Origin of the sequence: Enterobacter sp. AC1 (genome assembly GCF_050434705.1) — a bacterium.
GTDB lineage: Bacteria > Pseudomonadota > Gammaproteobacteria > Enterobacterales > Enterobacteriaceae > Enterobacter > Enterobacter cloacae_L.
In genome coordinates, this window is sequence record NZ_JBNDIZ010000010.1 from 38,336 (window position 1) to 64,379 (window position 26,044).

General features: G+C 55.9%; 25 protein-coding genes. 7 read left to right on the forward strand and 18 right to left on the reverse strand.

Annotated features, from left to right (window positions below; genetic code table 11):
* Positions 1 to 122 precede the first annotated feature (122 nt).
* Both M2433_RS21245 and actP read left to right on the forward strand, forming a co-directional pair.
* Positions 123 to 437: a DUF485 domain-containing protein gene (locus M2433_RS21245; protein WP_047345579.1), complete on the forward strand. Its 315-nt coding sequence runs from the start codon at positions 123 to 125 to the stop codon at positions 435 to 437.
* Positions 434 to 2,083, forward strand: coding sequence for a cation/acetate symporter ActP (actP, locus tag M2433_RS21250; RefSeq protein WP_429057458.1), 1,650 nt, complete (start codon positions 434 to 436; stop codon positions 2,081 to 2,083). The genes M2433_RS21245 and actP overlap by 4 nt, the downstream gene beginning before the upstream one ends.
* 31 nt (positions 2,084 to 2,114) lie before the next feature.
* On the opposite strand, the gene M2433_RS21255 is transcribed toward actP, so the two are convergent.
* Both M2433_RS21255 and M2433_RS21260 read right to left on the reverse strand, forming a co-directional pair.
* On the reverse strand, positions 2,115 to 2,804 hold the full coding sequence (locus M2433_RS21255; protein ID WP_429057460.1) for an LrgB family protein: 690 nt from the start codon (positions 2,802 to 2,804) through the stop codon (positions 2,115 to 2,117).
* Positions 2,797 to 3,207 carry a CidA/LrgA family protein gene (locus M2433_RS21260; protein ID WP_059312929.1) on the reverse strand — a complete coding sequence of 137 codons (411 nt, stop codon included), beginning with the start codon at positions 3,205 to 3,207 and terminating at the stop codon, positions 2,797 to 2,799. Before M2433_RS21260 ends, M2433_RS21255 begins: the two co-directional genes overlap by 8 nt.
* 102 nt (positions 3,208 to 3,309) lie before the next feature.
* Here M2433_RS21260 and M2433_RS21265 point away from each other — a divergent pair, with 102 nt between their 5' ends.
* A complete protein-coding gene (locus tag M2433_RS21265) occupies positions 3,310 to 4,212 on the forward strand; it encodes a LysR family transcriptional regulator (RefSeq protein ID WP_429057463.1) in 903 nt (300 codons plus the stop codon).
* Positions 4,213 to 4,273: 61 nt separating this feature from the next.
* Here M2433_RS21265 and M2433_RS21270 read toward each other — a convergent pair whose 3' ends face one another.
* The 4 genes from M2433_RS21270 to soxR all read right to left on the reverse strand — a co-directional run bounded on the left by M2433_RS21270 (position 4,274) and on the right by soxR (position 9,173).
* Positions 4,274 to 5,920, reverse strand: coding sequence for a Na+/H+ antiporter (locus M2433_RS21270; protein ID WP_023334184.1), 1,647 nt, complete (start codon positions 5,918 to 5,920; stop codon positions 4,274 to 4,276).
* Between the two features lie 150 nt (positions 5,921 to 6,070).
* Positions 6,071 to 7,420 (reverse strand): guanine/hypoxanthine transporter GhxP, encoded by a 1,350-nt coding sequence (gene ghxP / locus M2433_RS21275; protein WP_029740208.1) that lies wholly within the window; start codon positions 7,418 to 7,420, stop codon positions 6,071 to 6,073.
* Between the two features lie 294 nt (positions 7,421 to 7,714).
* Positions 7,715 to 8,386, reverse strand: a complete 672-nt coding sequence (locus tag M2433_RS21280; protein ID WP_429057465.1) for a glutathione S-transferase family protein — start codon at positions 8,384 to 8,386, stop codon at positions 7,715 to 7,717.
* Between the two features lie 328 nt (positions 8,387 to 8,714).
* Positions 8,715 to 9,173 (reverse strand): redox-sensitive transcriptional activator SoxR, encoded by a 459-nt coding sequence (soxR, locus tag M2433_RS21285; protein WP_023331806.1) that lies wholly within the window; start codon positions 9,171 to 9,173, stop codon positions 8,715 to 8,717.
* 98 nt (positions 9,174 to 9,271) lie between these two features.
* Between soxR and soxS the strand changes: the two genes are divergently transcribed.
* Entirely contained in the window at positions 9,272 to 9,598 is a 327-nt protein-coding gene (gene soxS, locus M2433_RS21290) for a superoxide response transcriptional regulator SoxS (RefSeq protein WP_013095071.1), read from the forward strand.
* A gap of 6 nt (positions 9,599 to 9,604) precedes the next feature.
* On the opposite strand, the gene M2433_RS21295 is transcribed toward soxS, so the two are convergent.
* Positions 9,605 to 11,170 (reverse strand): EAL domain-containing protein, encoded by a 1,566-nt coding sequence (locus M2433_RS21295; RefSeq protein WP_429057583.1) that lies wholly within the window; start codon positions 11,168 to 11,170, stop codon positions 9,605 to 9,607.
* Positions 11,171 to 11,509: 339 nt separating this feature from the next.
* Positions 11,510 to 12,913, reverse strand: a complete 1,404-nt coding sequence (locus tag M2433_RS21300; RefSeq protein WP_429057468.1) for a GGDEF domain-containing protein — start codon at positions 12,911 to 12,913, stop codon at positions 11,510 to 11,512.
* Positions 12,914 to 13,402: 489 nt separating this feature from the next.
* Between M2433_RS21300 and M2433_RS21305 the strand changes: the two genes are divergently transcribed.
* A complete protein-coding gene (locus tag M2433_RS21305; RefSeq protein WP_045261050.1) occupies positions 13,403 to 13,684 on the forward strand; it encodes a YjcB family protein in 282 nt (93 codons plus the stop codon).
* Positions 13,685 to 13,746: 62 nt separating this feature from the next.
* Here M2433_RS21305 and ssb1 read toward each other — a convergent pair whose 3' ends face one another.
* Complete coding sequence (gene ssb1, locus M2433_RS21310) at positions 13,747 to 14,274, reverse strand: single-stranded DNA-binding protein SSB1 (protein WP_047345589.1); 528 nt, start codon at positions 14,272 to 14,274, stop codon at positions 13,747 to 13,749.
* Positions 14,275 to 14,525: 251 nt separating this feature from the next.
* Between ssb1 and uvrA the strand changes: the two genes are divergently transcribed.
* Positions 14,526 to 17,348, forward strand: coding sequence for an excinuclease ABC subunit UvrA (gene uvrA / locus M2433_RS21315; RefSeq protein WP_429057472.1), 2,823 nt, complete (start codon positions 14,526 to 14,528; stop codon positions 17,346 to 17,348).
* Positions 17,349 to 17,350: 2 nt separating this feature from the next.
* On the opposite strand, the gene M2433_RS21320 is transcribed toward uvrA, so the two are convergent.
* From M2433_RS21320 to dnaB, 8 genes are all read right to left on the reverse strand, one after another.
* A complete protein-coding gene (locus tag M2433_RS21320; RefSeq protein ID WP_237845334.1) occupies positions 17,351 to 17,704 on the reverse strand; it encodes an MmcQ/YjbR family DNA-binding protein in 354 nt (117 codons plus the stop codon).
* 2 nt (positions 17,705 to 17,706) lie between these two features.
* The gene (locus tag M2433_RS21325; RefSeq protein WP_429057475.1) at positions 17,707 to 18,123 is read right to left on the reverse strand and encodes a secondary thiamine-phosphate synthase enzyme YjbQ; all 417 of its coding nucleotides are present in this window, start codon (positions 18,121 to 18,123) and stop codon (positions 17,707 to 17,709) included.
* A gap of 113 nt (positions 18,124 to 18,236) precedes the next feature.
* Positions 18,237 to 18,950, reverse strand: coding sequence for an acid phosphatase AphA (gene aphA / locus M2433_RS21330; protein WP_429057478.1), 714 nt, complete (start codon positions 18,948 to 18,950; stop codon positions 18,237 to 18,239).
* Between the two features lie 216 nt (positions 18,951 to 19,166).
* Positions 19,167 to 20,360, reverse strand: coding sequence for an aromatic amino acid transaminase (tyrB, locus tag M2433_RS21335; protein WP_429057480.1), 1,194 nt, complete (start codon positions 20,358 to 20,360; stop codon positions 19,167 to 19,169).
* Between the two features lie 75 nt (positions 20,361 to 20,435).
* Entirely contained in the window at positions 20,436 to 21,446 is a 1,011-nt protein-coding gene (locus M2433_RS21340) for an AAA family ATPase (protein ID WP_429057483.1), read from the reverse strand.
* Positions 21,443 to 22,000, reverse strand: coding sequence for a nicotinamide riboside transporter PnuC (gene pnuC / locus M2433_RS21345; protein WP_429057485.1), 558 nt, complete (start codon positions 21,998 to 22,000; stop codon positions 21,443 to 21,445). Before pnuC ends, M2433_RS21340 begins: the two co-directional genes overlap by 4 nt.
* 22 nt (positions 22,001 to 22,022) lie before the next feature.
* Positions 22,023 to 23,102, reverse strand: a complete 1,080-nt coding sequence (alr, locus tag M2433_RS21350) for an alanine racemase (RefSeq protein WP_429057488.1) — start codon at positions 23,100 to 23,102, stop codon at positions 22,023 to 22,025.
* Positions 23,103 to 23,118: 16 nt separating this feature from the next.
* The gene (gene dnaB / locus M2433_RS21355; RefSeq protein ID WP_023310046.1) at positions 23,119 to 24,531 is read right to left on the reverse strand and encodes a replicative DNA helicase; all 1,413 of its coding nucleotides are present in this window, start codon (positions 24,529 to 24,531) and stop codon (positions 23,119 to 23,121) included.
* A gap of 67 nt (positions 24,532 to 24,598) precedes the next feature.
* Between dnaB and M2433_RS21360 the strand changes: the two genes are divergently transcribed.
* Positions 24,599 to 25,582: a quinone oxidoreductase gene (locus tag M2433_RS21360; RefSeq protein WP_047345598.1), complete on the forward strand. Its 984-nt coding sequence runs from the start codon at positions 24,599 to 24,601 to the stop codon at positions 25,580 to 25,582.
* Positions 25,583 to 25,766: 184 nt separating this feature from the next.
* Here the strand turns inward: M2433_RS21360 and pspG are convergent, their stop codons facing one another.
* Complete coding sequence (pspG, locus tag M2433_RS21365) at positions 25,767 to 26,009, reverse strand: envelope stress response protein PspG (protein ID WP_213822945.1); 243 nt, start codon at positions 26,007 to 26,009, stop codon at positions 25,767 to 25,769.
* Between the last annotated feature and the right edge of the window lie 35 nt (positions 26,010 to 26,044).

The following is a 26,044-nucleotide window of genomic DNA, read 5'->3' on the forward strand; positions in this document are numbered from 1 at the left end:
CTCCCCATGGGAGAGGGCCGGGGTGAGGGCATCAGACCGCACCTTCCTCCCCTCACCCTAACCCTCTCCCCATAGGGGAGAGGGGATAAAACAAACCAACCTTACCTCTGGAGATTTCTGTGATGAATAACGATATTTGTCAGCAGATAGAGAATAGTGCGCACTACAGGGAGCTCGTCGATAAACGGCAACGGTTTGCCTTCTTACTTTCCATCATCATGCTGATTATCTACGTCGGCTTTATTATGCTGATCGCCTTTGCTCCGCACTGGCTGGGCACCCCGCTGCACGCGGGTACCAGCGTGACGCGCGGTATTCCCATCGGCATTGGCGTGATTGTGATTTCATTTGTGCTGACCGGCGTTTACGTCTGGCGTGCGAACGGTGAATTCGATCGTCTTAATAAAGCGGTACTGCAAGAGGTAAAAGCGTCATGAAGCGAGTCCTGACGGCGCTAGCCGCCACACTTCCGTTTGCCGCCAGCGCGGCGGATGCCATTACCGGCGAAGTACAGCGCCAGCCAACCAACTGGCAGGCGATTGTGATGTTCCTGATTTTCGTCCTGCTGACGCTGTACATCACGTACTGGGCGTCGAAGCGCGTGCGCTCCCGTAATGATTACTACACCGCAGGCGGCAACATTACCGGTTTCCAGAACGGGCTGGCGATTGCGGGTGACTTTATGTCCGCCGCCTCGTTCCTCGGGATTTCTGCGCTGGTGTACACCTCCGGTTATGACGGTCTGATTTACTCCCTCGGCTTCCTCGTCGGCTGGCCGATCATTCTGTTCCTGATCGCTGAGCGCTTGCGCAATCTGGGACGCTATACCTTCGCAGACGTGGCCTCGTATCGTCTGAAGCAGGGGCCGATTCGCACCCTCTCCGCCTGCGGTTCGCTGGTGGTGGTGGCGCTGTACCTGATTGCGCAGATGGTCGGCGCGGGTAAATTGATCGAACTGCTGTTCGGCCTGAACTACCACATCGCGGTAGTGCTGGTTGGCGTGCTGATGGTGATGTACGTTCTGTTCGGCGGCATGCTGGCGACCACCTGGGTGCAGATCATCAAAGCGGTGTTGCTGCTGTTCGGCGCCAGCTTTATGGCCTTTATGGTGATGAAGCACGTCGGGTTCAGTTTCAATAACCTCTTTACCGAGGCGATGGCGGTTCATCCGAAAGGGGAAGCCATCATGAGCCCGGGCGGGCTGGTGAAAGACCCGATATCGGCCCTTTCGCTCGGTCTGGGACTGATGTTCGGTACCGCAGGTTTACCGCACATTCTGATGCGCTTCTTCACCGTGAGCGACGCGCGCGAAGCGCGCAAGAGCGTCTTCTACGCTACCGGTTTCATGGGTTACTTCTACATTCTGACCTTTATCATCGGCTTTGGCGCCATCATGCTGGTGGGCGCGAATCCGGCGTTTAAAGACGCGGCGGGGGCGCTGATTGGCGGTAATAACATGGCGGCGGTGCACCTTGCTGACGCGGTGGGCGGTAACCTCTTCCTCGGCTTTATCTCTGCCGTGGCCTTCGCCACCATTCTCGCGGTGGTTGCAGGGCTGACGCTGGCGGGCGCTTCTGCGGTGTCGCACGACCTCTATGCTAACGTGATCCGTAAAGGGGCAAGCGAACGTGATGAGCTGAAAGTCTCTAAAATCACCGTGCTGGTGCTGGGCGTGGTCGCCATTCTGCTGGGTATTTTGTTCGAGAAGCAGAACATCGCCTTTATGGTGGGGCTGGCCTTCTCCATCGCGGCAAGCTGTAACTTCCCTATTATCCTGCTCTCCATGTACTGGTCGAAACTGACCACCCGTGGGGCGATGATTGGCGGCTGGCTGGGGCTTCTGACCGCGGTGATCCTGATGATTCTGGGTCCGACCATCTGGGTGCAGATCCTCGGTCACGCCAGCGCTATCTTCCCGTACGAATACCCGGCGCTGTTCTCAATCGCCGTGGCGTTTATCGGGATCTGGATCTTCTCTGCAACCGACAACTCGCCGGAGGGTAACCTGGAGCGTGAGAAATTCCGCGCCCAGTTTATCCGCTCACAAACCGGCCTGGGCGTAGAACAAGGCCGCGCACACTGAGTCTTGATCCCCGGCCTTCGGGCCGGGGAGTTCAGAACATCACCCACGCCACCAGCGGTGCGATCAGCACCATCACCACGCCTGAGAGCATCATCACCAGGCTCGCGACAACGCCCTCCTGCTGACCCAGCTCATACGAGCGTGCCGTGCCCGCGCCGTGCGATGCCGCACCAAACCCCGCGCCTTTCGCCATCCCTTCCCGAATAGAAAGCCGCAGAAAGAGCACATCGCCGACCGCCATCCCAAAGACGCCCGTCACCACCACAAACAGCGCCACCAGATCCGGCTGTCCGCCAAGCGGTTTCGCGGCGGCCAGCGCAAACGGCGTGGTCACCGAACGCACGGCCAGGCTGCGCTGAATTTCATCGGGCAGCGTAAACAGCCGCGCCAGCCAGACCGAGCTACAGACCGCCACCACCGTCGCGGTAAGCACGCCTGCGCTGAGCGACATCCAGTGGCGTTTGATAATATTCAGGTTGTCATAAACGGGGACGGCAAAGGCGATGGTCGCCGGGCCGAGCAGCCACAGCAGCCAGTGGGATTCACCAATGTAGTTCTGCCAGGAGATATGGCCGAAGACCAGCATCAGCACCAGCAGGATCGGCGTGAAGACCAGCGGCATCAGCGGCAGGGCATGAAAGCGGCGATAAAGCCGCTTGTTGGCGAAGTAGATAATTAGCGTGGCAACCAGGCACAGGACGCTTATCTGAAAGTTAGTCATGCTTCTGCCTGCTGATTTCAAAGCGATAGACTTTATCCACCACCCAGGCGGTCGCCCCCAGCACCATCAGCGTACTCAGCGCAATGACCGCGAAGATCCGCCATCCGTCGACCATCAGCAGCTGCGCGTAGTTCACCACCGCCACCACGGCAGGGACAAAGAACAGCAGCATCTCTGCCAGCAGCCAGCGCGCTCCGGCGCGTACCCAGTTAAGGGGAATAACGCGGCAGAGAATGAGCGTCAGCATCAGCAGCATCCCCACCAGGTTGGCAGGCAGCGGCAGGTGGAGCCAGCCGACAAGATATTCAGCGAAAACAAACAGTCCCGCGTAGAGCAGTACCTGAACCGGTACCTGGAGTCGTTGAACAACGGCAGGCGTAACACGGCTTAACGCCACGGCCATGGGGGTTTTCCTCAAAAATGAGACGAGGCGCCAGTATAGAGAGCGCACGGTGTGGACTGAAATGAATTAAAATCATCAAAGGTATAGTTTCGAGGAATAATCATGGACATAAGAACGCTGCGCTATTTTGTCGAAGTGGTTCGCCAGCAAAGTTTTACCCGCGCAGCGGAGAAGTTGTTTGTTACCCAGCCCACCATCAGCAAGATGCTGAAAAACCTCGAAGATGAACTGAACTGTACCCTGCTGCTCCGCGACGGGCGCAAGCTGTTGCTGACCGATACCGGACGCGTGGTGTTCGAACGCGGGCTGGCGATTCTGGCGGAGTTTCGCCAGCTTGAGGCGGAACTGGGCGATATCAACCACCTGACCAAAGGGGTGCTTCGCCTCGGCATTCCACCGATGGTGGGGATGATGATGGCCGGGCCGATCAGCCTTTTTCGCCAGCGCTATCCCGGCGTTGAGCTGAAGATTTCGGAGTTTGGTGGCTTAACCGTCCAGCAGGCCGTTACCAACGGCGAACTCGACGTCGCCATGACCGCCCTCCCCGTTGAGGAAGAGAGCGGTCTGGCAACGCTTCCGCTCTTTAGCCACCCGCTGTGCGTGCTGGTTCCCCGCTCCGGCGACTGGCTGAAGAGAGACGCGGTGAAGCCTGAACTACTCGGCGAGCACCCTCTGCTGATCTACAACGAAGACTTCGCCCTCAGCCGCCAGCTGATGACGCTGTTTAATCAACATAACGTGAAGCCGCGCATTGCGGTGCGCAGCGGCCAGTGGGATTTCCTGGCAGCGATGGTGCAGGCAGGCGTGGGGATTGCCATTCTGCCGCAGCCGATATGCGAGCGTCTGGATAAAAACACGCTGCGCTGGATCCCGCTGGAGAGCGACCTGCACTGGCAACTGGGGATGATCTGGCGTGAAGGGGTCTATTTGTCGCACAGCGCGCAGGCGTGGTTGCAGTGCTGTGAGGGGTTTTGGATTTCCCCTCACCCTAACCCTCTCCCATAGGGAGAGGGAACCGATCGAGCACGTAGGCCCGGTAAGCGCAGCGCCACCGGGCAAAAGCGCGTTACTGATTCTCTATCAACAGCGCTTCCAGCAGATCCAGATCGTGCAGCAGCTTTTGCAGCGTCTCATTGCTGATTTGGCGCGTAGCGCGCAGGTGATACAGCTCGGCACGCTCTGAGCGCAGCGCCGCCAGACGGAACCGGCGTTCCAGGTTCTCCTCCTGCAGCGAGCTTTCCACATCGTTACGCCCGTCTGCGCGGCGACGCAGGTTACCAATCACGCGGGAGCTGACCTCTGTCAGCAGCTGATTATCGATATTCTCCTCCGCATCCGCGGCCAGGCGCTCTTCCATTTTCTGGATAGCGACAATCGCCACTTCGGCGGTGGCCGCGCGCGCTATGCGCTCTTCTTTGTGCTGCTGGGTCGAATCACCCGCGTCGATATGCTGCAGCAAAATCGGCAGCATAATCACGCCGACAAACAGGGAGAACAGAATCACGCCCGCCGCCAGGAACACCAGCTCGTAGCGCGCCGGGAAGACATCGCCCGTGGGCAGCAGCAGCGGAATGGAGAGCACACCGGCAAGGGTGATTGCCCCGCGGACGCCGGCAAAGGAGGCAATCAGCAGCTCACGCGTTGTCCACGAGCCAAACTCCATCGGCTTTTTCTTCAGGAAGCGTACGCTGAAGTTTTTCATCGTCCACAGCCAGCCGAAACGCACCAGCATCAGCGCCAGGTAGATCAGCACGACGTCGGTAAACAGCATCCAGACCTCAACGTTCGGGTCGGCTTCGGCCGCCACCAGCGAGGATTCCATAATGCCCGGCAGCTGCAGGCCCAGCAGCAGGAACACCATGCCGTTAAAGACAAATTCCAGCATGGCCCAGGTGCTGTTGGCTCGCAGGCGCATGGCCAGCGGCGCGCGGCGCATTACGCCGGAGCGGGTGATGGTCATCCCTGCCGCAACCGCTGCCAGAATACCGGACACGCCTATATGTTCGGCAATCAGATAGGAGGCAAACGGCAGAAGGAACAGCAGTACGATCTGCGTAGCGGGTTCATCACCGCCCCAGCGGCTGAGGAAGCGCAGCGAGCGGCCGTACAGCCAGCTCACCACGAAGCCCGCCAGGATACCGCCAATGGCCACCTTAAAGAACTCCAGGGTCGCGCCGCCGACGGTAAAGACCATCGTGCCCATCGCAACGGCCACGGCAAATTTCAGGGCGACCAGGCCGGAGGCGTCATTCATCAGCGCCTCACCCTGTAAAATTCCCATAATTTTCTTCGGAATACGGCCTTCACCCACAATGCCGGAAAGCGCCACGGCATCGGTTGGCGACAGCACGGCGGCCAGCGCAAAAGCCGGAATTAATGGGATACCCGGTACGGCCCAGTAGATGAGAAAACCAATCCCAACCACGGTGACCACCACCAGCGCCAGCGCCAGGCCGAAGATCTCTCGTCCGTGTTCAAGGAACTCGCGCGTGGGGGTTTTCCAGCCGTCGGCAAACAGCAGCGGCGGAATAAACAGCACGAGGAACAGTTCCGGGTCGAACTCAACGTGCAGGCCAAACGTCGGCCACGCCAGCAGCGCGCCGATGGCAATTTGCATTAATGGCAGGGGGACCTGAAAGGGCAGTACGCGTGTAACCACCCCGGATAGCGAGACCACAAGGGTCATGATGAGTATTGTGAAGAAGATTTCCATGCGTTCCCTGTTTGCTGTGTTGCTTATGTACTACGGAAGGCGTCGTGCCTTTCATTCTATCTTCCCCAGAGTAACGTAAAAGGCAACAGGATGAGTCCGGAAAATAAAAACGGGCGGCCTGAGCCACCCGTTTTCGCATCAAAGGACAATTTAGATTGCCCATCCGCCCGCGTAGAACGCCACCAGCGCAACGGCGATGACCACGGTGCCGACGTTCAGCTTGCGCCACTCGCCGGAGACCAGACGACCGATCACCAGCGACGCGAAGCCGATCATAATGCCGGTAACGATGTTACAGGTCAGCACGATAAAGACCGCGGTAATCAGGCCAGACATGGCGTCCACAAAATCCGCAAAGTCGATTTTCGCCACGTTGCTCAGCATCAGCAGGCCTACGTACATCAGCGCCGGTGCGGTCGCGTACGCCGGAACCAGGTAGGAGAGCGGAGAGAGGAACAGAATCAGCATGAACAGCACGCCGACGGTGATCGCTGTCAGGCCGGTTTTACCGCCTGCCGCCGTACCCGCTGCGGACTCGATGTACACTGCCGCAGGCGCCGCGCCCACCAGGCCAGAGAAGACGCTGCTCAGGGAGTCGGTGGTCAGGGCTTTGCCGCCATCAATAATCTGACCGTCTTTATCCAGCAGGTTTGCCTGACCCGCGACGGCACGAATAGTACCGGTCGCGTCAAATACGGCGGTCATCACCAGCGCCAGCACGCTTGGCAGGATCACCGGGTTCAGCGCGCCGACAATATCCAGGCTGCCAATCAGGGAGTTGCCTTTGTCATCGCTCAGGGACGGCATGGCGAAGATACCGGAGAAGTGCACGGTCGGGTCGAAGATCAGGCCAACAATGGAAACGCCGATAATGGTCAGCAGAATGCCACCCGGGACTTTCAGTTTTTCCAGACCGATAATCACCGCCAGGCCTATCAGCGACATGATTACCGGGAAGCTGGCGAAATGGCCCAGCGCCACCGGCAGGCCGTCCAGCGGGTTCTTGATCACCAGGCCCACGCCGTTCGCGGCGATCAGCAGCAGGAACAGGCCGATACCGATACCCGTACCGTGCGCCACGCCCTGCGGCAGGTTGCGCAAAATCCAGCTACGGATGCCGGTCGCTGAAATAACGGTAAACAGCACACCCATCAGGAACACGGCGCCCAGCGCAACCGGTACGCTGATGTGCTGGCCCAGCACCAGGCTGAACGCGGTAAAGGCGGTCAGGGAGATAGCGCAACCAATTGCCAGCGGCAGGTTCGCCCACAGGCCCATCACGATTGAGCCAACACCGGCCACGAGACAGGTGGCAACAAAGACAGCCGCAGGCGGGAAGCCCGCTTTGCCCAGCATGCCCGGTACAACGATGACGGAGTACACCATCGCCAGAAACGTTGTCAGACCGGCAACGATTTCCTGGCGCACGGTACTGCCGCGAGCCGAAATTTTAAACATGGCGTCAAGTGAACCGCCGGTACGCGCAGATGGCGTAGACATAGAAAACATCCCCTGAGAGTTTTTTAGGAAGTCCGTAAGTGAGGTGGAGACGCCACTGCCAGCTAAACGTCAAATCCTTGTGTTGCGTTTGCGACGAAAGGGCGTCACAAAAAAAGCAAACGTTTAGCTCCGCACTTACAAACGGGTGGTCAAATTAAGGCAAACGATTATCCAGCCTAATACCCGCCCTTTTCAACTGAACTTTATCGTTTTTCGCTAAAATTCACTTATGACGCTGAAGAAATAAACAGAGGATGCGCAAACGTTATCGTCTATGCGCAATTTGTTTACATTTCAATCCTCACCCGGGATAGATAACGGGCCCCCCTGTTGCAGCGTTTTTTGCCAGCCAGGGCTATTTTCCACCTTTGTCTTCCATGCCTGAGTATGCGGCAGATTAGTGACACCGCCGCGTGCCAGCAGGGCAAAAATCGGGAAGCTCATCTGAATGTCGGCCATGCTGAGCGAATCCCCGGCAAACCAGCTGTTTTCAGCAAGATGTGATTCAATAAAGCGCGCATGGGTTTCCAGCTGGCGGTTGAGATACGCTTTTTGCACCCCCTGTGCCAGCGCTTTCCCCAGGGTTCTGATACCAAACGGCACGGGTGGCTTGCCGAGGCTATTGAAAACCAGCTTCATTAACAGCAGCGGCATCAGCGATCCTTCAGCGTAATGCAGCCAGAAGCGGTACTGCACCTTGTGCGCCGGATCTAACGGCTTAAGCCGTGACTCGGCATCATACGTTTCCTGCAGGTACTCCAGAATGGCGCCTGACTCCGCAAGGATCAGCCCGTTATCTTCGATGACCGGTGATTTGCCCAACGGATGCACTTTTTTGAGGGACTCAGGCGCCAGCATGTTCTTTTCGCGCTGGTAGTGAACGATCTCATAAGGCAGAGCGAGTTCTTCCAGCGCCCAAATCACGCGGTGCGAACGAGACTGGTTGAGGTGGTGTACCGTGAGCATGGTTTTCTCCTGTTATTCATACTTTTTAACTATAGAAAATCGAACAACATCGCGAAAAAATTTCGTCTAAAAAAGGGCGAGCGCGGCTGGCGAAAAAACGGGTCTTGCATAGAATTAAAGTGTCAGCACAATCCGGAACCTCCCCAACCCGCTCGACATGAGGGGTGCTGACGTCGGGGGAAACCCTCCCGTGAACCAGCGGGATAGAGTGAAAGACAAAGACCGGGAAAAACTAAAGCGCCCTTATGTGGCGCTTTAGTTCTGTATGGATGCGGGGTTTTGCCGGGTGGCGGCTGTGCCTTACCCGGCGAACTGGCTACACGCACGCTCAATCCTCTTCCAGCAACCGCGCCCCTGTCCCCTGCTCGCCCAGCCGGTCTCCCGGGTTACGCAGCGGACAATCGCTACGGGACAAACAGCCGCAGCCAATACAGCCATCCAGTTCGTCACGCAGGGCGACCAGCGTATGGATACGCCTGTCCAGCTCTTCACGCCACTGGGATGACAGCTCCTTCCACTCTTTCGGGCTCAGAGTATGCCCTTCCGGCAGCACGCCAAAGGCTTCACCAATGGTGGCCAGGGGAATTCCGATTCGCTGCGCAATTTTGATAATCGCTACGTAGCGGAGCACGTCGCGGGTATAGCGACGCTGGTTTCCCCCGTTACGGATACTCTTGATTAACCCTTTGCTTTCATAGAAGTGGAGCGCCGACACGGCAACGCCGCTTCGCTTTGCCACTTCACCGGGGGTTAATAGCGCTTTAATTCGCGGCAATCTCTTTTCCATAAAACCTCTTTACCTCAAGTTAACTTGAGGAATTATACTCCCCCGCAGAGAAAACGACGAATTAACCGAGATAGTTGTATCTACAGAGGGGCAACCTTATGTCGCATCAGCAGATTATTCAGACACTTATTGAATGGATTGATGAGCATATCGACCAACCGTTAAACATTGATGTGGTCGCGAAAAAGTCGGGCTATTCGAAATGGTATTTACAGAGAATGTTCCGCACGGTTATGCATCAGACGCTGGGGGAGTACATTCGTCAGCGCAGGCTGTTGCTGGCGGCGCAGGCGTTACGCTCAACGCAGCGGCCGATTTTTGATATCGCGATGGATCTTGGCTATGTATCGCAACAGACCTTTTCCCGCGTGTTTCGCCGCGAGTTTGACCGCACGCCGAGCGATTATCGCCACCAGTTGAATTAACCGCTCTCAGTGCAAAGGTTGCTGCTGCCAGGTCATAAATTCCTGGGGCGGCATTGCCTTCGCGAAGTGCCATCCCTGACAATACTGGACGCCGCGCTTCAACAGCCAGCTTACCTGCTCTGCCGTCTCGACACCTTCCGCAATGGTTTTAAGCCGCAGGCTTTGGGCCATTTCGATAATATGCTCGGCGATCAGGTGGCTGGTACTGTTGGTCGTTAAGGTATCGATAAACGATTTATCGATTTTCAGAATATCCACGTTCAGCGAGTAGAGGTTGTGCAGGTTCGAGTAGCCGGTACCGAAGTCATCAATCGCGACTTCATAACCCGCCTGACGGAAAGCCTGAATCACCGGCGTGGTTTTCGGCACATCGATAAAACCGCGTTCCGTCACTTCTATTTTGATTTGCTGCGCGCGGACGGCGTAGTGGCGGGCCTTGTCAGAAATCATGGCGATCAGCCGCGAGGAGTGGAAATCCGTGGCCGACAGGTTAATCGAAATATAGAGATGCGGATGCTCGGCCAGGAAATGGCCCAGATCGCTGAACACCTCCTCAACGACATAGTCCGTAATCCGCTCGCTCATGCCCTCTTTTTCCGCCAGCGGAATAAACTCGGCTGGGCTCATCACCTGCCCGTTAAAACCGGGCCAGCGTAACAACGCCTCCGCGCCCACACACTGATTATTCTTGATATCAATAATCGGCTGATAGTGCACGCAAAGCTGACGCTTGTTCAGCGCCCGTTGCAGCAGGCGCCCCGGCGAATTAAGCTCGCGATGGGTACGAGACCAGACCAGCAAAATAATAATGCTGCAGATCATACCCAGCGGCAGCGTTAACGTAGCCTGATGATAAAGCGTTTCATAAAAGCGTTTATCGGATGTCGACACAATAGCCGCGATAGGTCTTTTGGGCGATTTTACGACCGTATAAAAGCGGTTATCTTTTTGAAATACCGATTCCTTATCCCGAATCATCGAATTTAATAAAGAAATATTGGCTTTCGGGCTGACGGAAAAGAACGCATTGGTTACCGTATCGTACACTCCCCACGAGAGAGAATGATCCGCGGACATGACTTCACTGTATGAAAGCGGATTGACGACCACCACATAATTTCCACGCTGCATATATGTCATTTTATAGCCAGTATAAAATGGGGTATCGCGATAATAATAGATAGCGACGTCAGGTTTGCGCGTGTAATTAGCGACGGGAATGGCGTAAGGTTGATCCGGTGTAAAAACGGTCGAACAAAGAAAATTCTGACCCTCTGCATAAATTAAATCGGCAACAAACAGCCGGCCACGCACAACGTTCAACATATATTGACGGTGTCCCGGCGTACAACGCTCACCCTGATATTTCTCAGCCTCGTCGCGGGCCAGATCAACCTGCTGAATAACCAGTTCGGTCTTGTCTAAAGCCAGTTCAGCAAATGTGCGTAGCTGGGCGCTCGTTTCAGATACGGCTCTAAGCTGGGCAAACCATAGCGCAAGCATCACCGGCAGCATAACTACCATGATGATCCCTACCACCCTGAGCATCTTGCGCCGCGCGCTACGATTCATTTCCCGCCCTATATCCCTGCATGTTGTACGCCTGTAGTAATGAAGGCCGGATGCTTTGTTAAACAGGTGATTACGTTGCATGAATCATGCGAAGTTAGCAACTGACTTTTAGTATTAAAAATCTTAAATTTCGTTATGACGATAATATTTTCCCGTAAGTGAAACTGTAAGTATTCGTTCCGTTTCAATTAAGGAAAATAATTATCCAGCCCGCAAGGGCGGTGGGAAGATAACACAACAGACGATCGTTGATTAAGCCAAACTTGTGACAGCGCGAAAAAAGCACAGCGTTACTATGACATTTAACGCTATTTGTTCGGGCGTATTTTGTTCGTTGATTTATAAATAATCAGCCGCCACTACCGTTTTTCCACGCCCCGTATGCTTGGCTTCATATAATGCTTTATCGGCACGCCTCAGTAAGGCTGAAGAATCCCGCTGTTCCCCGCAGACTTCCACAACCCCGGCACTAAACGACAGTGACAGTTTTCTCTCACCCACGATCAGCGGGTTGTTTTCCAGAACGGTGCGTAGCCTGGCGGACAGGCGCGCAGCACCATTGCCGTCAGTTTGCGCCAGCAGGAGCAAAAACTCTTCGCCTCCCACGCGCCCTAATGCTGAGTCTGAAGGAGCTAACTCGCGGACAGAATTACAGAAGTGAATAAGCGCCGCATCACCCACCGGGTGTCCCCACTCATCGTTGATCTGTTTGAAAAAATCCAGATCAAACATCAGGACACAAAAATGGCTGTTAACCTCCTGCCCGGTACTGGCCGCCAGCGCATGCTCCAGCTGCTGCAAAATCGCCGAACGGTTGAAGCAGCCGGTAAGATCGTCAGTGGTGGCTTTTACCTCCAGCTGCTGCTCGGCTTTTTTCCGCTCGGTAATATCCAGCCCAATATTAAGGATGGAGTTGTCCGGCAACAGAATATTTGACCACAGTACCGTCAACGGGGTGCCGTCTTTACGTAGCGGATGCCACTCATACATATCCTTAAGCGGTGAGACGTTGACCGACTCTCTTACCCGCCGCCGCTCTTCGGGGTCGGGATAAAACAGCGAAAGCGGATCGGTATGTTCAGCGATCTCCGCCATCGTCCAGCCGAACACTTTTTCACATTCTGCATTCCACAGCACGCAGCGGTTAAATTTGTCGAAAGAGTTCATTAAAACCGGGGCGCGTTCAAAGAGGGTTTTATATTGCGTTACGACGCGCTGCATTTCCTGCGCGGTTTTTTCACGGGCAATGATTTCCGCAAAATAGTCTTTTAATTTTTCGACCAGCACTACGACGATATTTTTCAGAATCGGCAGAGAATAGAGTCTTTCATTAAATGCTAAAAAGAAATAGCCGCTGCAGTGCCAGTTATGGGTTGAAAGCTTGCACAACACGCCGCTTTGCAGTTGCGCATAGCCGGGATGCTGAGGAGGAAATAGCGCGCGGCCAATATTCTCTTTCCAGTAGACCACTCGCCACGAACGATGGTGCCGCTGGAGAAGAGTATCCGCAAGGAAATCAGCCACCTCGAAGGAATGGCAGGTCATCTCCCCGGCGCAGACCACGCGCTGCAGCCCGTCATCCCCGTTAACGCTTACCCAGGCAAGACTAGCTCCCAGCGTGCGGCTGATGGTTTCCAGCATATCGGCCAGAGAACATTGAGCATGAAGCTGGGGCATCAGTTTTGCCAGCGCATGTAGCGCCTGCATGCTGTCATTAACAATCTCACGTCGGTTTTCTTTCATTTTTTTTCGCTGATTATCAGGCGATAAACCGGACGCAACTTTCTTCAGATTCGAAAAATCGACAAACCAACGCGGCAGGCTGAGTCTCAGCGCGGCGAATTAAAACAACGTTGTGTGTAATTAAATAGGTACAAATAAATAAAAAAACAATAAAATTCAAAAACCTGAAAGGTTAGCTGCGAGTAAAATTAATTGTCCACTCAAGCATAAGCCATAGGAATATTGCTGTAAACGTTGTACATGACGCCCGCTTTTGCATCAGTTTTGCTATCTCAATGAATTCATTATAAAGAACATGGGAAAAGGGAGCTTAGCCTGCAAAGATATATTTTGCTCAGGCTCGCACTGATTACAGGTAGCGATAAAACAGCCGGTTTTCATCATCCCGGGACTGGCGAATAAAACAGCAATCGTGATATAGTTCACAAATACTATGTAACGAAAAATTCTGTTTCATTCAGTTCGTCTGTTTTGTAGAGGATGGGTTTTATGGCAACCATTACTACCAGCATGGTTCTTCTGCGCTGGCCTTTGTTGAGTGCGGTACTGATGTTTTTAGCCAGCACGTTGAACATTCAGTTTCGTAAATCTGACTACGCGGGCCTTGCTGTTATCAGCACGCTGTTGGGGCTGGGGGCGGCCTGCTGGTTTGCTACGGGTTTGCTCGGCATTACCCTGCTGGATATGGCCGCCGTCTGGGAAAATATTAAAGTAGTGATGGTTGAGGCGATGAGCCATACGCCACCGGACTGGCCGATGGTGATTACCTGATCCCTTCCGGCATAAAAAAACCCAGACCATAGTCTGGGTTTTTTGTTTTTACGCGCTGGAAATCAGAACGGAATGTCGTCGTCGAAATCCATTGGCGGTTCGTTAGACGGCGCTGGCGCAGACTGCTGCTGCGGACGAGACTGCGCGCCGCCGCTGAACTGGTTGCCGCCCTGCGGCTGCTGAGGCTGACCCCAACCGCCCTGCTGCTGGCCGCCACCTGCTGGTGCCGCGCCACCGCCCTGACGGCCACCCAGCATCTGCATGGTGCCACCGACGTTAACCACGACTTCCGTAGTGTACTTTTCAGCGCCGGACTGATCGGTCCATTTGCGGGTACGCAGCTGGCCTTCGATATAGACCTGAGAACCTTTACGCAGATATTCACCGGCCACTTCTGCCAGTTTGCCAAACAGCACAACGCGGTGCCATTCAGTCTGCTCTTTCATCTCACCGGTCGCTTTATCACGCCAGGATTCGGAAGTAGCCAGCGTAATGTTGGCAACTGCGCCACCACTCGGCATGTAGCGTACTTCCGGGTCCTGGCCCAGATTACCGACGAGAATCACCTTGTTTACGCCTCTGCTGGCCATGTTCGTGTCTCCTGAATACGTTTCTTAATAGTGTAAACGCGCGAGTGTACCATTTCCACGCGTCAATTTGCATAGTTGCGTAGCAGGTTCAGAAATCTCCCGCGAACTCGACATTGTTACACAGCCAATCAGAAAATGCATTCCAATACTGTATATTCAAACAGGTCAAATTGTGTCATAATTAGCCGTTTCTGACAGCCGTTTGTCCTTCAAACAAACCAGGCAATCCGTGTTCCAACCGGGAAAGGTGAATGGATAAGATCGAAGTTCGGGGCGCCCGCACCCACAATCTCAAGAATATCAACCTCATAATCCCTCGCGACAAACTCATTGTCGTGACCGGGCTTTCGGGGTCAGGCAAATCCTCACTGGCTTTCGACACTTTGTATGCCGAAGGACAGCGTCGTTACGTTGAATCACTCTCTGCGTACGCGCGTCAGTTCCTGTCGCTGATGGAAAAACCGGATGTCGACCACATTGAAGGGTTGTCCCCTGCGATCTCTATTGAGCAGAAGTCCACCTCGCACAACCCGCGTTCAACGGTCGGTACCATCACCGAAATTCATGACTACCTGCGTCTGCTGTATGCCCGCGTGGGCGAGCCGCGCTGTCCGGACCACGACGTCCCGCTGGCAGCACAGACCGTGAGCCAGATGGTGGATAACGTGCTGTCGCAGCCGGAAGGCAAACGCCTGATGCTGCTGGCGCCAATCATTAAAGAGCGTAAGGGCGAGCACACCAAAACGCTGGAAAACCTCGCAAGCCAGGGCTATATCCGCGCCCGTATCGACGGCGAGGTGTGTGACCTCTCCGATCCGCCAAAGCTGGAGCTGCAGAAGAAGCACACTATTGAAGTGGTGATTGACCGCTTTAAGGTGCGTGACGATCTCGCCACGCGTCTGGCGGAATCCTTCGAGACGGCGCTGGAACTCTCCGGCGGCACGGCCGTGGTCTCCGACATGGACGACCCGAAAGCGGAAGAGCTGCTCTTCTCCGCCAACTTTGCCTGCCCGATTTGCGGCTACAGCATGCGCGAGCTGGAACCGCGCCTGTTCTCGTTCAACAACCCGGCGGGCGCCTGCCCGACGTGTGACGGCCTGGGCGTTCAACAATATTTCGACCCGGACCGCGTGATCCAGAACCCGGAGCTGTCGCTGGCGGGCGGTGCCATTCGCGGCTGGGATAAGCGTAACTTCTACTACTTCCAGATGCTGAAATCTCTGGCGGAGCACTATAAGTTCGACGTGGAAGCCCCGTGGGCCAGCCTGAGCCCGAACGTGCACAAAGTGATTCTGTTCGGTTCCGGCAAAGAGAACATCGAGTTCAAGTACATGAACGATCGCGGCGATACCTCCGTGCGTCGTCACCCGTTCGAAGGGGTGCTGCACAATATGGAGCGCCGCTACAAAGAGACCGAATCCAGCGCGGTGCGCGAAGAGCTGGCGAAGTTCATCAGCAACCGCTCCTGCGCCACCTGTGAGGGCACGCGTCTGCGTCGCGAAGCACGCCACGTGTTTGTGGAAAACACGGCGCTGCCGACCATCTCAGACATGAGCATCGGCCACGCGATGGACTTCTTCAACAACCTGAAGCTCTCCGGCCAGCGTGCGAAAATTGCCGAAAAAGTGCTGAAAGAGATTGGCGATCGCCTGAAATTCCTGGTGAACGTCGGCCTGAACTACCTGACGCTTTCCCGCTCGGCAGAAACGCTCTCCGGCGGTGAAGCCCAGCGTATCCGTCTGGCAAGCCAGATTGGCGCGGGCCTGGTGGGCGTCATGTACGTGCTGGATGAGCCGTCCATCGGCCTGCACCAGCGCGACAACGAGCGTCTGCTCGGCACCCTGGTTCACCTGCGTAACCTCGGTAACACGGTGATTGTGGTCGAGCACGACGAAGACGCGATCCGCGCCGCAGACCACGTGATCGACATTGGTCCTGGCGCAGGCGTACACGGCGGTCAGGTGGTTGCGGAAGGTACGCTGAAAGACATTATGGCGGTGCCAGAATCCCTCACCGGCCAGTACATGAGCGGCAAGCGCAAAATTGAGGTACCGAAGCAGCGCGTGGCAGCGGATCCGGAAAAAGTGCTTAAGCTGACCGGCGCGCGCGGCAACAACCTGAAAGACGTCACCCTGACGCTGCCGGTTGGCCTGTTTACCTGCATTACCGGCGTATCCGGTTCCGGTAAATCGACGCTGATCAACGATACCCTGTTCCCGATTGCGCAGACGGCGCTCAACGGCGCGACGCTCGCCGAACCGGCACCGTACCGCGATATCCACGGGCTGGAGCATTTCGACAAGGTTATCGATATCGACCAAAGCCCGATTGGCCGTACCCCGCGCTCTAACCCGGCGACCTATACCGGCGTCTTTACGCCCGTACGTGAACTCTTTGCTGGCGTACCGGAATCACGTTCGCGCGGGTACACGCCTGGACGCTTCAGCTTCAACGTGCGCGGCGGTCGCTGTGAAGCGTGCCAGGGCGATGGCGTGATCAAGGTTGAGATGCACTTCCTGCCGGATATCTACGTGCCGTGCGACCAGTGCAAAGGCAAGCGCTATAACCGTGAAACGCTGGAGATTAAGTACAAAGGCAAGACCATTCACGAAGTGCTGGACATGACCATTGAAGAGGCGCGCGAGTTTTTTGACGCCGTCCCTGCGCTGGCGCGTAAGCTGCAGACGCTGATGGACGTCGGCCTGACCTACATTCGCCTGGGCCAGTCCGCCACCACGCTGTCAGGGGGTGAAGCGCAGCGCGTGAAGCTGGCGCGTGAGCTATCCAAACGCGGCACCGGCCAGACGCTGTATATTCTGGATGAGCCGACCACCGGTCTGCACTTTGCCGACATTCAGCAGCTGCTTGAGGTGCTACATCAGCTTCGCGATCAGGGCAATACCATCGTGGTCATCGAACACAACCTGGACGTGATTAAAACCGCGGACTGGATTGTCGATCTCGGCCCGGAAGGCGGCAGCGGCGGCGGTGAAATCCTCGTCTCCGGTACGCCAGAGACCGTCGCAGAGTGCGAAGCCTCGCACACCGCGCGCTTCCTCAAACCGTTGCTGTAACGTCACACGGAGAGTTGCTGTCGGGTCGTTTCCGGCAGCAGCTCAACCGCCTGCTGATAGGACGCGTCCACCAGGTAGTAAATTTGCGACCCGGGAATGGAACCGTCGAGATACACAGTGCTCCAGTGCGCTTTATTCAGATGCTTGCTTGGCCTGACATCATCGTGCTGCTGACGCAATAAATCGGCCAGCTCCGGGCTGGTTTTCAGCGACACCGCCGGACGGCCTTCCACCTCTTTCACCATCGCATACAGCACATCACCCACCTTAATCTGCGTGGCTTTCCAGTCGCTGTGGACGCTTTGCTCCGCGCCCGGCTTGCTCATGCAGTACTGAAGTATCTCCGAAATTGTCATCTTTATTCCCCTTGTAGCGTGGCGATAATTTTACGCGAACCACCGTGAATGCGATGCTCTCCCAGCCAGATCCCCTGCCACGTTCCCAATACCAGCCGTCCATTATGAACCGGCAGCATTAACGATACGCCCAGCAAAGAAGATTTAATATGCGAAGGCATGTCGTCAGCCCCCTCATAGTCATGCTCATAAGGCGCGTTGTCCGGGATGCTCTTCAGAAAATGGTGCTCCATGTCGGACCGGACGGTGGGATCGCAATTTTCATTAAGCGTGAGAGAGGCGGACGTGTGCTGAAGCAGCAGATGCAGCAAACCCGTTTTGACCCGCGACAGGTCGCGGATCTGCCCGATGACTTCGTCCGTCACCAGGTGAAATCCGCGTGGTTTAGCGCTTAAGGTCAGGGTCTGTTGATACCACATGTGCTGCTCCGTAAAGAAAGATGAATCTTTCTAAGTGTGCAGCAAGAAGGCGAAAGGTAAAACCCGCCACGACGAGATTTGCTCAAAAAAGAGTCAAATTCGCCGCCTGCGGTTTAATACTCAGAGTTCACAATGACCTCTTCGCCAAACTTTCCGGCCATCGGCAGCGGTCGATACGTCGAGTTAGAAGCACGCAATACCCTGATGCCTCTGGCACCGACGTCATGCGCGGCGGTGATGTCGTTATCTGAATCGCCGTAGAACACTTTGATATTTTTCTTTTCCAGCCACTGCGTTTTGGTGTTTTGCCCCTCTTTGTCACCGGCAAAAATTACCGGGTTCATGCTGGTCGCCGGGATCAGGAAATCATCCTGCAGCGTTTTAGAGACGGTTTCGGTTTTGGTCTCGCTGCGTCCGGTAACGAAGTAAATGCTGTCGCCGCGCTTCACGTGCATAGCGATAAGCGCGCGGGCCACCTCTTTCGGGATGCTGAATTCGTCCCAGCCGTTGTTCATTTTTTCCCAGAACTCAGGGTTCTTCAGATACGCTTCGCTGTCGGGCGAATACATTTTTTTGCCGCGCCAGAAGCCCGGGCTGGAGAAGAGAACGGTATCGTCAATGTCGAAGCCCACGGCCATTGGCGGGCGGCCCATCAGGCTGTTTTCGATTTGGGCCACGGAAACCCAGTGAATGGGTGCCTGCTCGGCAAGAATCGCAGCGGTGGTGCCGGTGTAAAGCGGCGTGGGTGCAGAAGCACGCGCGACGACAGCACTGTTAAGCGAGAACAATAAGCAGGCGGCGCTGAGCGCCAGTGTGATCTTGCGCATATTTTCCCCTGAATATTCAGTTTGTTATCGTTTTATTTTGAGCGAATGGTCAAAAAACTCTCCGACCATAACCCCAGCGGGAAGTGAAGGGAAGGAGTTTTTACTTATGAGGCTGAATAAAAAGAAGAAGATCACAAAAGGCCGGGCAACCTTTTTGTGCGGCCTGATGCCCTCACCCCGGCCCTCTCCTCAGGGAGAGGGTGGATAAGTGAGTACTTACATTACTGCGGCAAACGCCTGCGCCACGCGATGAACGTTGCTGGCATTCAGGCCCGCCACGCACATACGTCCGCTGGCAATCAGGTAGACGCCGAACTCTTCACGCAGGCGATCGACCTGGGCGACACTGAGGCCGGTGTAGCTGAACATCCCGCGCTGCTTAAGCAGGTAGTCGAAGTTATGCCCCGGCACGGCCTCTTTCAGTACGTTAACCAGTTCCTGACGCATCGACAGAATGCGCTTGCGCATGGATTCCACTTCGGCAAGCCAGCTGGCTTTCAGCTGTGTATCCCCAAGAACCGTGGCCACCACCTGCGCGCCAAAGTTTGGCGGGCTGGAGTAGATGCGGCGCACGGTCGCCTTCAGCTGACCCAGCACGCGGCTGGCGGCTTCGGCGTCTTCACACACCACGGACAGGCCCCCAACGCGTTCACCGTACAGGGAGAAGATTTTAGAGAAAGAGTTACTCACCAGTACAGGAAGCCCGGCGCTGGCCACGGCGCGAATCGCGTAGGCATCTTCTTCCATACCGGCGCCAAAGCCCTGATAGGCGATGTCGAGGAATGGGATCAGGTTGCGCGCCTTCAGTACCTCAATGACCGCATCCCACTGGGGATTGGTGAGATCCGCCCCGGTCGGGTTATGGCAGCACGGATGCAGCAGAACAATGCTGCGCTCCGGCAGGGTGTTCAGTTTTTCCAGCAGCGCGTCAACGCGCACGCCGTTGGTTTCGCTGTCGAACCATGGATAGGTCGCCACTTTGAAGCCTGCGCCCTCGAAGATCGCGACGTGGTTTTCCCACGTCGGGTCACTGACCCATACGCCTGAATCCGGGAAATACTTTTTCAGGAAGTCGGCCCCCACTTTCAGCGCACCCGAGCCGCCCAGCGTCTGGATGGTCGCCACGCGTTTTTGCGCCAGCACCGCGTGTTCGGCACCAAACAGCAGCGGCGCGATGGTATTGCGGTAGGCATTTAGCCCTTCCATCGGCAGATAAAGAGAGGCACCGTGCGGAACAGCGTTCAGACGCGTTTCTGCTTCAGCTACGGCTTTCAACTGAGGAATAATGCCGTCCTCGTTGTAATACAGACCAATGCTGAGGTTCACTTTGTCGCTACGAGGATCTTCTTTGAAACGCTCCATTAAGGAGAGAATAGGGTCGCCGGCATAGGCGTCAACTTTCTGAAACACGCGATGATTCTCCGGAATTCGATGAGGCAGGGATTTCAACAATAAACCGGAAGCGGGAGAAGGTCGAGAGCGATATCAGCCCGACCACGGGATATGTTGGCAAATTTGCTCGATGCGCTCAGACAGAGAACCCCGTACGCGTAAAAAGGGGATCTTTCGCTGCGTTAGCTCTGCTTCATACCATGCCTGCTGTCGACGGCGAAACGCCTCGCCTTGCCGGGTGCCATCCTGCACAAAAGGAAATTCATCGCCGCAGAGTACGACCAGAGCGTAGTCTCGTTCGGCTAACGCCATGAGTTCCTGCGGCGCGCTGCCGAACTGGTCGAGCGTATAGAACAGGGTGGTTAGGGGCGAGGTATCACACACCAGGTACGGAGCGGTGCAGGCTCGTTCCTCTCGGCGCACCTGCTCCCGGGCAATATGCAGCAGATCGTCCTTCTCCAGCACGCCGTGCTTCGCCTCCCAGTGTTCTCGGCCAAACTCTGCAACGTACGGAACGCTCAAGGTCTGTGAGAGGGCCCGGGAAAGCGTGCTTTTGCCCGTCGATTCGCCGCCTAATAAGCAGATACGAAATACAAAGCTGCGATAAACCTCAGGAGACATCATCTGACGGTAGCGGTGAACATCAGAGCGTATGCGTGTTCCCGACGGGGCTTCCGGCCCCTGTGGCCGCTGTAGACGTATGTGTTTAACCGGCTGCCCGAAACGCTGGCTCAACACCGCGGCAAAGCCGTCACCGTAGTCTTCGGCGGTAAATACCGCACGTGGCTGACATTGAAGAACGTCTTCACACAGCGTGGCGACGTAATGTCGATGCAGATCGGCGTCAGCGTCGTTCGGTGGGGGCGGCGCAATAGCGTAAGACGCCATCACCTGCGGAGAAAGCACAAGAAGTCGGCATTGCGGGAAGCGTGTCTTTAGCCAGTGAAGCCGTTTTTCCGGTTCGTAACCGCGTATTTCCGGCACCGAATAGCTGATGATAAAGACCGTCTCGCACTGCTCAAGAGCCGCATTGATAAGCGCTTCATGCCCCAAATGTAAAGGTGCGAATTTGCCCACAACCAGGCCGCTGGCATAACGCTTCACTGCGCGCGGATCTCCTTACGCCACTGATACAGGCCATGCCAGGCATTAAACCAAAACAGCAGATACAACCCGGCGGTCAGATGCAGGTCCCTCATCGCATACAGCGGTACCGCCAGCGTGTTGACGGCAATCCAGACGTACCAGTTTTCCAGACGTCGTCCCATCAGCATAAACTGAGCAAGGACGCTGAATGTTAAAATGATGGAGTCCAGCCAGGGAGCCCAGGCATTGGTGTAGAGATGCAGTATCAGTCCGTACACCGCCGCCACGGTCATGGCGCAGGCCAGGAGAATAAAAAAATGCCCCGGTCTGGTACGCCGAACGGGCAGTACGTCCCCGCGATTGCCTTTCAGCCAGTGCAGCCAACCGGTTATGCTCGTGATAATGAAGAAGAACTGAAGCGTAACGTCAGCGTAAAGCTGCACTGAATAAAAGACCCACGCGTAAAGCCCGCAGCCTATGATGCCAATCCACCACGTGTGGATGTTATTTCTGGCGGCCAGCCAGACGGAGAGCGCGTAGGCCAGACAGGCGGCGATTTCTGAAGGGGACATTATCCTTCCCTGGAATGAAATGTTAGTCGATGTACTTCATCGCCACCCGTGACGTCAGGCGCGTGATAAGTTCGTAAGCACTCACTTTCGTGATTTCAGCGATGCGTTCAACAGGCAAACCTTCGCCCCACAGCACAACATTGTCGCCGGGTTTATCCTGGGCTTCAGGCCCCAGATCGACGCAAATCATGTCCATCGCCACGCGGCCCACAATCTGCACCTCGCGGCCGTTGACCAGAACCGGCGTACCCGACGGCGCTGCGCGCGGATAGCCGTCGCCATAGCCCATCGCCACGACGCCGAGACGGGTATCGCGCTCGCTGGTCCAGGTACCGCCGTAGCCCACCGGCTCACCCGCTTTGTGTTCACGTACGGCAATCAGGTTAGAAACAAGGGACATTACCGGCTGGAACCCCAGGTCAGGTCCCCAGGGTTTATTCTCCAGGGGCGATACGCCGTAAAGAATGATGCCCGGGCGAACCCAGTCAAAGTGCGACTGGGGCCACAGTAAAATACCGCCGGATGCCGCAAGAGACCGCATCCCCGGCTTGCCTTCGCAGAAGGTAGTAAAGATATCCAGCTGCCGCTCGGTCTCGCCGCACTCGGGCTCGTCGGCGCGGGCGAAGTGGCTGACAATATTCACCGGCTGACGCACGTTCTTGCACTGGCACAAACGCTGATAAAACGCCTCCGCGTTTTCCGGACGCACGCCCAGACGATGCATGCCCGTATCAAGCTTCATCCACACGTTGACCGGCTCGCTCAGCTCCGCGGTTTCGAGCGCGGCGAGCTGTTCTTCGTTATGCACCGCCGTGTGAAGATGCTGGCTAGCAATGGTCGGCAGATCCGTGGCTTCGAAAAAGCCTTCCAGCAGCAAAATCGGTTGAGTAATCCCCCCCGCGCGCAGGCGAAGAGCTTCTTCAAGACGGGCGACGCCAAAGGCGTCGGCATCGGGGAGCGTTCGCGCGGTCTCAAGAAGACCGTGTCCGTAAGCGTTCGCTTTCACGACTGCAACGAGCTTGCTGGCGGGCGCCAGTTCACGCAGACGTTGCAGGTTGTGTCGCAGAGCGCGGCGGTTAATAACAACAGTTGCCGCTTGCATTTGAATTCCTTAGAAATTACTCATCATCGTATTGAGGACCGGCATAGTTGTCGAAACGCGACCACTGTCCGTTAAAGGTCAGACGTACCGTCCCGATCGGGCCGTTACGTTGTTTACCAATAATAATCTCGGCGATCCCTTTCAGGTCGCTGTTCTCGTGATAAACCTCATCACGGTAGATAAACATGATTAAGTCGGCATCCTGCTCGATAGAGCCGGATTCACGCAGGTCGGAGTTGACCGGACGCTTGTCGGCACGTTGTTCCAGAGAGCGGTTAAGCTGCGACAGCGCCACCACCGGCACGTGCAGCTCTTTAGCTAAGGCCTTGAGCGAGCGTGAAATCTCCGCAATTTCCAGCGTACGGTTGTCGGAAAGCGACGGTACGCGCATCAGCTGAAGGTAGTCGATCATGATAAGACCGATACCGCCGTGTTCACGGGCGATACGACGCGCGCGGGAACGGACTTCCGTCGGCGTCAGGCCGGAGGAGTCATCAATATAGATGTTACGTTTTTCCAGCAGAATGCCCATAGTGCCGGAGATGCGCGCCCAGTCTTCATCGTCGAGCTGGCCGGTACGGATGCGGGTCTGATCCACGCGGGACAGCGACGCCAGAGAACGCATCATAATCTGTTCGGAGGGCATCTCGAGACTGAAGATGAGCACCGGCTTATCCTGCAACATCGCCGCGTTTTCAACGAGGTTCATCGCAAATGTCGTTTTACCCATCGATGGACGCGCCGCGACGATAATCAAATCCGACGGCTGCAGGCCAGCGGTTTTCTTGTTGAGATCGTCATAGCCGGTGTTAACCCCGGTCACACCATCGTGCGGCTGCTGGAACAGCTGTTCGATACGGGCAACGGTGGCATCAAGGACATCGGCGATGTTTTTCGGGCCTTCGTCTTTGTTCGCGCGGCTTTCGGCGATTTTAAAGACGCGAGACTCGGCGAGATCGAGCAGGTCCTCGCTGGTGCGCCCCTGCGGATCGAACCCGGCTTCGGCGATCTCGTTCGCCACGGAGATCATCTCGCGGACGACGGCACGTTCGCGCACGATGTCGGCGTATGCGCTGATGTTCGCCGCACTAGGCGTATTTTTTGACAGCTCCGCCAGATAAGCAAACCCGCCGCAGCTGTCGAGCTGCCCAAGACGCTCCAGCGATTCCGCGAGCGTGATCAGGTCGATTGGGCTGCCCGACTCCTGCAGACGCGCCATTTCGGTAAAGATGTGGCGGTGCGGGCGAGTGTAGAAATCTTCCGCCACGACGCGCTCGGCGACGTCGTCCCAGCGTTCGTTATCCAGCATTAAACCGCCCAACACCGACTGTTCCGCTTCAATCGAGTGCGGCGGGACTTTTAACCCTGCGACCTGGAAATCACGCTCGCGAGGTTCAGTCTGTTTGTTGAAGGGTTTGTTTCCTGCCATAGTGAATGGAGTTACCGAGATAAAGAAGTGGGTCGAAAGATTACCATATTTTTCTTACGGAGGGAGCATGGCAACGCGCATTGAATTCCAGAAACACGGTGGGCCAGACGTACTGAAAGCGGTGGAGTTCACCCCTGCCGCGCCTGGCGAAAATGAAGTGCAGGTTGAAAACAAAGCCATCGGCATTAACTACATCGACACCTATATTCGCGGCGGCCTCTACCCGCCTCCGTCAATGCCGAGCGGGCTGGGCACCGAGGCGGCCGGTATCGTCATCAAAGTGGGCAGCGCGGTTAAGCATATTAAAGAAGGCGATCGCGTGGTGTATGCGCAATCTGCGCTGGGCGCTTACAGCTCCGTCCACAACGTCCCGGCGGACAAGGCCGCCCTGCTGCCCAACGCCATCTCCTTTGAGCAGGCGGCGGCCTCGTTCCTGAAAGGTTTGACCGTTTACTACCTGCTGCGCAAAACCTATGAAATTAAACCCGACGAGCAGTTCCTGTTTCACGCCGCGGCGGGTGGCGTCGGGCTTATCGCCTGTCAGTGGGCAAAAGCGCTGGGCGCGAAGCTGATCGGCACCGTGGGCAATGCGCAAAAAGCGCAGCGCGCGCTGCAGGCGGGCGCCTGGCAGGTGATTAACTACCGTGAAGAGAGCATTGTCGAACGTCTGAAAGAGATCACTAACGGCAAAAAAGTCCGCGTCGTGTATGACTCGGTAGGGAAAGACACCTGGGAAGCGTCGCTGGACTGTCTGCAGCGTCGCGGGCTGATGGTAAGCTTCGGGAATGCGTCAGGCGCCGTAACCGGCGTCAATCTCGGGATCCTGAATCAGAAAGGCTCGCTGTACGTGACGCGCCCTTCCCTGCAGGGTTATATCACCAGCCGGGAAGAACTTGAGGAAGCCAGCAACGAGCTGTTCTCGCTGATCGCCAGCGGGGTCATAAAAGTGGATGTGGCAGACGCGCAGAAATACGCGCTAACCGATGCACAGCGCGCGCATGAGGTGCTGGAGAGCCGGGCAACGCAGGGGTCGAGCTTGTTGATTCCCTGATCCCCAAAAAGAAATTGGGCTTCCCTGAGGAAGCCCTTTCTTTTTTTAGTTCGGCTGTATGTAGGGTACAGCTCGATGAATTCTTTAACGACAGCCATAGTGACAGATTCGATAAGCAAATCCTATTCTGTTCTAAGCCCTGCCGCCGGAAAAGTTACAAGTATGTGACGAACCCCTCAATACCTTAGTAACGAAAGCGGTTATTGCGCTGATAACTGGACACTTTTGGCGCTTTTATCGCCCGAATCACCCACACCACCGCAATGGCCAGCAGTAACCACGGCAGCAGCTTGATCGTCAGGGCAAACAATCCGCCAATAAACATAACCACCGTCGCCACAACGATAGCCGCCAGAATGCCGAGCAGCGAAACGCCCGTCGCTAGCAGCATGACAAAAAAGCCAATCACAAAAAGTAGTTCCAGCATGGTGCTCTCCCACGAGTTCCCGAATAATGCAGTAA